We start from the raw sequence: 7,584 nt of genomic DNA, 5'->3' as shown, positions 1-7,584 counted from the left end.
TGCTTATGTATATATCAACATTCACTTAAAATATAGCCTTAATTAATTATGTTATTTTAATTCACATAAGTATTCTTCAAAGCATATACCTTCGTGTACTGAAATATCTAATTCTGATGTGAATTCTAGGCATTTGCTTATAAAATCACTAGCTTTTTTTACACTAGCTATAATATCTAAATTATTTACCATATCAGCAGCTAATATTGAACTAAACACATCTCCTGTACCACAACGATCTTTTCCAACTTTTTTTACACTTATTATCTTTGGAGATTTTCCAATTTCATAAATATAATTTTGTACATAATTATTATTTTGTAATCCTGTTATTACAATTTTTTTAGGACCATTTTCACATAGGCTTTTAGCTATAAATTCTAGTTCTTTTTCATTTAGAGTTCTATTTGGATAGGGCATATCTATTAACTTGCAGGCCTCAGTTAGATTTGGAGTTATTATATCAGCATATTTTATTAGTAATTTCATCTCATTACACATTTCATTTGTATATGTTGAATATATTTTTCCGTTGTCGCCCATTATAGGATCAACTAAAATATGTGTATTATTATCTTTGAATTTTTTTATAAAATCTATGACAATATCAATTTGATTTTTAGAACCTAAAAAACCTGTACATATGCCATCAAAGTTTAAGTTGAGTTCTTTCCAATGGTTCGTGAAATTTTCCATCTTATCTGTGTAATCATCAAAAAAGAAATTTGGGAATGCTGTATTTGCAGATAAAATTGCAGTGGGCAATGGGCAACATTGTATTTTCATAGCAGATATTATTGGAAGTGCAACAGTTAAAGAACAACGACCAAATCCAGATAAATCATTTATAACAGCTATTCTTTTTTGTTTATTTTTATTCATATTAACACCTCTATTAAGTAACATTTCTTTATTTGACTAAAGTATAAACTTTTCTATTACTTTTGCAACACCATCATTTACATTTGTATCTGTAATGTAATCGGCAACTTCTTTTACTACATCTGAACCATTTCCCATAGCTACCCCAAGTCCAGCAAATTTAATCATTGATAGGTCATTTTCGTTATCCCCTATACAGATGACTTCTTCTTGCTTTATTCCAAGTTTTTCAGAAAGAATTCTTGCAGCATTTCCTTTTGAAACACCCCTTTGCATAACTTCAAAATTGTTATCACCAGAACTTACAGTCTCTATATCTGAAAATTTTAACAAATTATTTTTAACTTCAAATAAAGTATTTTTATCTTTACTATTATCTAAACAAATTACTTTTATTATTTTATTACTGTATTTTTCAAGAATTTTATTTATATCAGATGTAATGAAAAATTTAACTTTTTTTTCATCACTGACTAATTTATTTGTTACATTGTATGTATGATTTTCAGGAAATAGAGAATCAACAATAGCTGTATCATGAGTATAATATATTATTTTAAAATCATGTCCTTTTATAGAATCATGAATCTTTAATACTTGTTCATTAGTTAAGGTATTACTATACATTACTTCATTTGTTGATCTATTTTTTATGTATGCTCCATTGCATGAAATAAGATCTGTTTTTATACCTATAAGGTCAGCAAAATAATCAGCAGAAGCAAATATTCTCCCTGTGCTTATAGCAACTTGCACACCTTTCTTAACAGCTTTTTTTAAAGCATCTTTGTTTCTTTCACTAATATTACTGTGACCATTTAATAAAGTACCATCCATATCGATACATACTAATTTATATTTCATAAATAACATCCTCCCTTTAATGTATGACTATGTTTTTTATTGTACAGCAAATTATAGAAAATTTTAAGTTTTAAAGACTTAAAAAACTATATCTATGAGCAAATATTAGTTGAAAATTGAGATTACCAGATAAAGAGTAGGGAATTTAGAGTGCTGAAAGAAATTCTATATTAGAATTTTAAAATATATATTTTTGAATGAACAACGAACAATTGACAATTTAGGATGAAATAACAACGTGATTTCTAAATATATATTTTTTAAGAAAACCAGTGGCTTTCAATCATAATTGTCCATTGTCAACTGTAAATTGTTCATTGAAGGGTGGCACAACCGTTTTTTTAAAAACTTAATGAGCCTTCAAGATATGACTTACATATTGCTTTAAATCCTAATTCTTTTAGTACATTTAAGCATATAGCAAACACTTCATAAGAAGAAGTTTCTGTTCTATTTAATTTACATAAAATATTATTAACTTCTTTTTCTATTAATTTAAGTTCAGCATCTGATAATGGTTCTGTAACTTCTTCTGATGCGTTAAGTATTGATTGTCTAATTTTTGACATTTGAAATTCTTCAATTCTTCCATTTTTTTTAATTATGTTCATATAATCATCTCCTGACTTATAAATGTTTATTTATATTATCGGTTAAAAGCTATATAAAGTAAATGTTTAATGCACTAATAGAATATATTGTTTGGAATTATGGGGATTTATATTAGAATTTGTAATAAGTAAGAATTTTATTTAAAATAGAGCATTATTAAAAAATTGGTAAATTTATTGTTTTGAGCATATATTTTATTTATAAGGAAGTTGTTATAGATTAATTATCCATGATAACTATAATTTACATCAAGAACTTCATGTGATAAAATTAGATTATATTTATAAGAAAAATGGATAATTATGTTAAAAATATGACAACTAGGAAGGGGGAATACTATTTTGAATATTAAAAGTAAAATAGTGTCATTTTTATTTGTATTTGTAATGGCACTAGGTTTTATGTCATCAACTATTGTACAAGCATCTGTAAAGGATATAAACATAATATCAGATACAGAAGCTACTGCAAGTGATGCAAAAAAATGGGCAAAAACTAAAGGCGCAACTGAAGAATTTTTAAGTTTAGCAGACCTTTATTGGAAGTATTCAGAGACTTGCGGAAATGTTAATCCAGCTATTGCATATGTACAATCAGCAAAAGAAACTGGATTTGGAAGATTTGGAGGAGTATTAGATTCGAGTTTTCGTAATCCATGTGGAATGAAGACTTCACAAGGTGGATCAGATGGAGATAAATATGCTCATAAGAAGTTTAATACTTGGGATGAAGGCGTACAAGCTCACATGGATCATTTAGCACTTTATGCAGGGGCTAATGGTTATCCTAAAAGTGATACATATGATCCAAGACATTTCATAAGTATAAAAGGAAAATCACCAACTGTTAATTCATTAGGTGGAAAATGGGCTCCAAGTATTACTTATGGAGAAGAAGTAAACAAATATTATATAGAATTATGTGATTATTCAAATATTACGGTTGATAAAGATGAGCAAAAAGATGATGAAGATAATTTAAATGACAATGATGATTCATCTTATTTTGCACCACCAGGACCTGTTGAAAAGAAACCTAATTCTTTGGTAACTGATTCTGTAATAATGTTTGACAATTCTTTTGTTGAGCCAACACTTAATAGAGAAACAAATGTTAGTTCAGATATTGGCTGGAAAGAACAAGATGGAAAGTGGTACTATTATTATTCAGATGAAAGCAAGGCAGCTGGATGGATTAATCCTAATGGAAACTGGTATTATTTAAATTCTACAGGGGAGATGTCTGTAGGATGGACGAATTTAGATAATTCATGGTATTATTTCGATGCTGATGGAATTATGGTGACTGGTTGGAAGTGTATAAATAATAATTGGTATTACCTAAAGACAAGCGGTATAATGGCAACTGGATTTTTACAAAATGCAAATGATTTATATTACTTAGATAAGTCAGGTGCTATGCTTTCAAAAGAAGGTTGGAATTTAATAGACGAAAAATGGTGCTATGTTGAAAATAGTGGAAAGTTAAAATTAGGTTGGCTTTTAGATAATGGAAATAAGTATTATCTTCAAGGTGATGGAAGTATGGTTACAGGAATAAAGTTAATAGATAATAAAACTTATGTATTTGATCAAAATGGAATCAATAAAACAGGTTGGACAAATATAAATAATTATTGGTATTACTTTAATGAAAATTCAGAAATGAGTACAGGATGGCTTAATTTAAATGGAACATGTTATTACTTATATGATACTGGAGCTATGGCAACAGGGTGGTTAAACTTAGGTGATGAGTGGTATCATTTAAATGATAATGGAAGTAGAAGCACAGGATGGGTACAAAGTGGTGGATATTACTATTACTTAGACCTGGAAAGTGGAAAGTTACTTAAGAATACAAAAGTTGATGGTTATGATATAGATAAAAATGGAAGAAGGAAGTCAGATAAAAATGATGTAACTTCTGGAAATAATTCTAATAATAGTTTAAGCAAGACTATTGTAGTGGATGCAGGTCATAACTTTGGTGGAGATGATGGAGCATACGCTACCAATAATGGGATTACTTATTCAGAAAGAGATTTAAATATGCAAGTTGCAACAAAACTTAAATCAGAACTTGAAAATAAAGGTTATACTGTTGCTATGACTAGAAATGAATCAGAGAGAGAAACATTAGCAGCTATGCAAAGTCTTGATAAAAGAGTTAAATTAGCTAATGATCTTAATGCTACTTTATTTGTAAGTATACATCATAATTCAGCAGATGCAGCATCTGCAAATGGAGTGGAAGTATTTTATAGCACTAATGCTCAAGATGATAGAATGGGTGGAAAATCACCTAACCAATCAAGAATTGAGAAAAGTAAAGCAATGGCAACAAGTGTTGTAAATAATATATGTAGCAAAACAGGTGCTACAAATAGAGGACCTAAAAATGGGAATTTAAATGTTTGTAGAAACACTAATATGCCAGCAATACTTATTGAATGTGGATTTATAACTAATGCAAATGAAGCAGCAAGATGTGCGGATTCAAACAATCAGACAATTGTAGCAAAAGCAATAGCCGAAGCAATTGAAAATCAATTAAATTAATTGTAGAAACTTAGAAAAGTTAAATAAAAAAATCTTTTACGTAAATTTAAGGTTTATGTAGAAGATTTTTTATTTTTTTCTATGGAAAATGAAACCATAAAAAACTTGCTGATTAAGTATAATTAAGTAGAATAAAGGCTTTAGACAGAATTAGAAAGTTAATTATAAAAATTTACTTTTTTTTTTGCATATGTTAGAATTAGTGTGATTTTAGAATATTAATGCAAATTTTTTGGAGAATTTTGTAGATGATATTTTAAATTATATATTTCAGAGGAGAATGGAGGGAAAGAAAGATTTTGAATATTAATAAAAAGGTTATTTCACTATTTCTTGCTTTGACTATTGTATTTTCAATTGTTCCGACAATTAATGTACAAGCCAGTACTAAAGGAGACTTTGCTGATATTAAGATAGTATCAGATACGGAAGTTACTGCCAAACAAGCTAAAGAATGGGCTGAATCAAAAGGTGCTACAAGTACATTTGCAAGTTTAGCAGAGCTTTATTGGAAATATGCAGAAAAATGTGGAGATGTTAATCCAGGGATAGCATATGTACAAGCTGCCAAGGAAACTGGATATGGTAAGTTTGGTGGAGTATTAAATGAAAGCTATAATAATCCATGTGGAATGAAAACGTCACAAGGTGGAGGAGATACAGATCCAAATGCACATCAAAGATTTAACTCTTGGGACGAAGGAGTACAAGCCCACTTAGATCATCTTGCGTTATATGCAGGTGCTCAGGGCTATCCAAAAGAAGGTACATATGATCCAAGGCATTTTGTAAGTATTAAAGGGAAAGCAACTACTGTTAATTCATTAGGTGGAAGATGGGCGCCAAGTCCTACATATGGTAAAGAAGTTAATGCATTATATAATAATTTATTAACTTACTCAGGAATAGACAGCGAGTACGAAGAAAACACAAAACCAGATGTACCAGGTTCTAACGAAGAAGAAAATTATATTCCTGAATTTCCAGAAACAGGAACAAAACCGAGCGTACCGCAAACAACAAAACCTATAGAAGATTCAAATGATAATAGTACTAATATTTCATCATCAATTGGTTGGAAACAACAATATGGAAATTGGTATTATTATAAATCAGATGGAACTAAAGCAACAGGCTGGATAAAGCCAGATGGAAATTGGTACTATTTATATAGTGATGGTTCTATGGCTACAGGCTGGTTACAAACTAAAAATCACTGGTATTATCTTCAATCTTGGGGCGGAATGCAAAAAGGTTGGTTAAATGATGGAGGTAAGTGGTATTACCTTCAAGGTGATGGAATTATGGTTACAGGATTTAGTTCAATAAATGGTAAAACTTATTTTCTAGATATAAGCGGAGCTATGAGAGTAGGTTGGTTTGAAATAAGCGGAAATTGGCATTATTTCAATACTGATGGAAGTATGTTAACTGGATGGATTAAACCATATGAACATTGGTATTACCTATATTCTAATGGCGCTATGGCAAAAGGTTGGATAAAACTTAATGGAGACAAATGGTATTATCTAAACAATAGTGGAGACATGGCAACAGGATGGACTATGGTAGGTAATGATACTTATTATTTACATTCATCATCAGGTGAAATGCTTAAAGATACTGTTATAGATGGTTGGAAAATAGGACCGGATGGAAAAAGACAAAGTAGAGTTGATGGCGGATCATCATCTTCTAAGCTAGTAGTAATTGATCCAGGCCATAATTATGGTGGAGATGATGGGGCTTATGCAACCCATAATAGAGTTACTTATTCTGAAAGAGATTTAAATATGCAGCTTGCAATGAAACTTAAAGTAAAGCTTGAATCTATGGGTTATAAAATAGTTATGACTAGAAATGAAACTGATAGGGAAACTTTAAGTGTTACTCAAAGTCTTACTAAAAGAGTTAATCTTGCCAATGAACTTAATGCTGATTTCTTTATAAGTGTGCATCATAATTCAGCAGATGCTACATCTGCAAGTGGTGTAGAAACTTATTACAGCACAAAAGCTCAAGACTCAAGTTTTGGTGGTGCTTATAGTGATTCTAAGATTTCAACAAGTAGAAGAATGGCTACTAATATTACAAATAGCATTGTAAATAAAACAGGTGCGGTTAATAGAGGTGGCAAGGATGGTAATTTATTTGTGTGTAGAAATACAAATATGCCATCAGTATTAGTAGAAGCAGGATTTATAAGTAATCCAACAGAAGCAGCAAATTGTGCTGATTCAAATTATCAACATAAAATAGCAGATGGTGTTGCAGAATCAGTAGCAAATTCATTTTAAAATAGAAGAAGGCGTAAAGCCTTCTTTTTTTATTCTTTAGGAATTTATATTATTAAAAAATTTGTGGATAACTTTTAAAATAATGTGTTTTAAAGGTATTATGAGTACCCCTAAAGAATAAAAAATAATCATATGCCGCACCATTATTCCTGCACTACGTTTGGAAAGGGCGCATGGCTAAAAAAATCGACGGCTCCAAAGTCGCCTTAGCGATTTTATTCTTTGGAATAATTTTCATAGATATATTTTACCGTTTAATGATGATTTTATATAAAGCTATATTATATTTGGACGAAAAATATAATATGATTAATATTTTAAAAAAAACGTAGTTTTTTGAATATTTCCTGAGAAATAATTAGAAATAA

The 7,584-nt window shown here is 29.7% G+C and carries 5 protein-coding genes; 2 read left to right on the top strand and 3 right to left on the bottom strand.

Annotated features, from left to right (window positions below; all coding sequences use genetic code 11):
* Positions 1-51: 51 nt before the first annotated feature.
* The 3 genes from NG918_RS13750 to NG918_RS13740 form a co-directional block, all read right to left on the bottom strand.
* Positions 52-882, bottom strand: coding sequence for a pyridoxamine kinase (locus tag NG918_RS13750; protein ID WP_252226641.1), 831 nt, complete (start codon positions 880-882; stop codon positions 52-54).
* A 36-nt stretch (positions 883-918) separates the two neighbouring features.
* Entirely contained in the window at positions 919-1,746 is an 828-nt protein-coding gene (locus NG918_RS13745) for a Cof-type HAD-IIB family hydrolase (protein ID WP_252211779.1), read from the bottom strand.
* 341 nt (positions 1,747-2,087) lie between these two features.
* Positions 2,088-2,357 carry an ATP cone domain-containing protein gene (locus NG918_RS13740; protein ID WP_252211780.1) on the bottom strand — a complete coding sequence of 90 codons (270 nt, stop codon included), beginning with the start codon at positions 2,355-2,357 and terminating at the stop codon, positions 2,088-2,090.
* 342 nt (positions 2,358-2,699) lie between these two features.
* Between NG918_RS13740 and NG918_RS13735 the strand changes: the two genes are divergently transcribed.
* On the top strand, positions 2,700-4,919 hold the full coding sequence (locus NG918_RS13735; RefSeq protein ID WP_252226639.1) for an N-acetylmuramoyl-L-alanine amidase: 2,220 nt from the start codon (positions 2,700-2,702) through the stop codon (positions 4,917-4,919).
* A gap of 299 nt (positions 4,920-5,218) precedes the next feature.
* Complete coding sequence (locus NG918_RS13730; protein ID WP_252211782.1) at positions 5,219-7,216, top strand: N-acetylmuramoyl-L-alanine amidase; 1,998 nt, start codon at positions 5,219-5,221, stop codon at positions 7,214-7,216.
* Positions 7,217-7,584 lie beyond the last annotated feature (368 nt).

Origin of the sequence: Clostridium sp. ZBS2 (genome assembly GCF_023845855.1) — a bacterium.
Classification (GTDB): Bacteria; Bacillota; Clostridia; order Clostridiales; family Clostridiaceae; genus Clostridium; species Clostridium aquiflavi.
Note: the sequence above shows the minus strand (reverse complement) of the source record. Positions and strands in the feature narration are given on the sequence as shown.